Origin of the sequence: Ruthenibacterium lactatiformans (genome assembly GCF_000949455.1) — a bacterium.
Classification (GTDB): Bacteria; Bacillota; Clostridia; order Oscillospirales; family Ruminococcaceae; genus Ruthenibacterium; species Ruthenibacterium lactatiformans.
On the sequence record NZ_JXXK01000084.1, the window covers coordinates 1 to 2187 of the forward strand.

The following is a 2187-nucleotide window of genomic DNA, read 5'->3' on the forward strand; positions in this document are numbered from 1 at the left end:
ATATTCCGCTTCGGGAGCGAGGTAATCAATATTGCTCACCCCGGTATGCAGTGTAAACGTGTTGCCGCCATTGTCCGTGATGATGAAGTCGTATTTTCCATTGGCGTCCGCAGCGAAATCCGCGGTATCGCCCTCCACCACCGTGCCGTCCGGCAGTGTGATGGACTTGACGCCGCTGGGCGCATAGCCGTCCTCCGGCTTCGGGTCCGTGGCCGTCACACGGATGGTCACGGGCTTGTTCGTCCAGTCACCGGGGATCACCTCATAGTCCGCGGCCGGCGCAAGCCGGTCGATATTGCTCACTTCCACGGGATAGGACAGGATGTTGCCGCAGTAATCGCGCACAGAGAAATTGTACACACCGTTTTTGTCCACCGTGTACTTCGCCTGCGTGGCATCCACGACGCTGCCGTCCGGCAGGGTGATGTCCCGCACGCCCGACAGGTTATCGTCCGTGGACAGGTCGATCTCCACCGTCCCGTTCGTCCAGTGATCCGGGGTCAGGGTTTTCTCCGCCACAGGCGCGGTCTGCTCGAACATGAAGCCTGCAAAAATGGCGTCGGACACATTCCCCGCGTTGTCCTCCGCCTTCGCATAGATGTTTCCGAAGTATTCCTCCCGCATGGCGGGCTTGTCCAGCTCGTCATAGGTCAGCCAATCTGCTTCGAGAGAATCTTCATCTGCGGCAAATTGGTAGTAGATGGCCTTGATGCCGCTGTCCGTCCAGCCTTCATCGGCCAGATCGTGGGCCAGCAGCTCCGGGCGGTCTACCTCATTGAAATGCGGATAGCCGAACATCCCCGCGGGCGCGTTATCCACAGCCGAATGCAGGATATCGTCCATCACGGGCCTGGAACGGTCGATGGTGTCGATGACGATCTCTTCGGGGCCGGGATCAGGCGTACCCTCTCCGCCATCGCCGCCGTCGCCATCCGCATCCGCAGACACGCGCTGCACGTTGTCCTTCGCCCACAGATAGTACGTGCCGTTTTCCGTGATGTTGGCGAACACATTGCTGTCCTGCCATTCAGCGGGGCGGTCCGCCGTGCGCGTCACCGCATACTGCCCAAGGCCGGATTCCGTATCATGGGCTTTTACCGTGATGGTCTTGCTTTTGCTCCAGCCCTTGTCCCACTCAATGGAATCAATGACCGGCGAGTGCTTGTCGATGTGGTCGATGATGAACGGATACGGCCCGGACACATTGCCTGCCAGGTCGCGTGCATAGGCGTTGTAGCTTCCGTTCCCGGTGAAAATGAAGGCCGCTTCCGCCGTGGAATCCACCCAGGTGATCGGGTCAGGGGCATGACGGCTCTCCATATCTTTTTCGGCCCGTTCCCAGCCGATGGCCACAACGCCGCTGTTATCGTCCTGCGCCATCACCTTCGCCCAATTTTCCTCCGCGTCCCAGGTACGCTGTGTCTCCACCTTTACCACAACGGGCGGCACGATATCCAGCGCGGTAACGTTCACCTTTTCGGCAGCGGAAATATTCCCCGCCTTATCCACTGCCCAGATGTAGTAAACGCCGTTGTGGTCTACCTTGGGAGTGCCGGCGCTAAAGCTGTCCAGCGCAGGCGCTTTTTCTTCCGTGGTGACCGCATAGCCCTTGACGCCGCTGTCCGCGTCTGTGGCGGTAACGGCCAGCGTCATTTCCGTATGGCCGCTGTCTGGCTGCTGCTCCACCTTTGAAATGACCGGCGCGACCTTATCCACCAGCGCGGTCTTGCTGGCCGTGCCGGAAATACGGCCCACATTGTCGATGGCGCGGGCGCTGACCGTATGTTTGCCGTGGTCTGCGATGGAAAGCACACCGCTGTATGCCGTCCAGCTTCCGCCGTCCAGAGAATATTCCGTGCGGGCAACGCCGCTGTGTGCGTCGCCGTTGTCCTTGATGGCCGCCGTTACCATGCTGTTCGTCCACTGTTCCGTGGAAAGCGTGATATCGGGCACATTGGGCGGGGCCGGGTCGATGTACACCTTTGCCGTGGCCGTCTGGCCGGAGGCGTTGCCCGCGCCGTCCACCACACGGGCGGTCACAGTCGTGATACCGCCCGCGGTGGTGGTCACGGTGGGGTCGCCCACGGGACAGCCTGTCCATGCGCCGCCGTTGATGCTGTACTCGTAGTGATGGATGCCGCTGCCGTAGTCGCCCGGCGCCGCGCTCCAGTCCGGCAGGCTCGTGCC

General features: G+C 61.1%; 1 protein-coding gene. It reads right to left on the minus strand.

Annotated elements, in window-relative coordinates:
* Positions 1-2187: OmpL47-type beta-barrel domain-containing protein (locus TQ39_RS21380; protein WP_420865203.1), on the minus strand; the 2187-nt coding region annotated here is incomplete at both ends.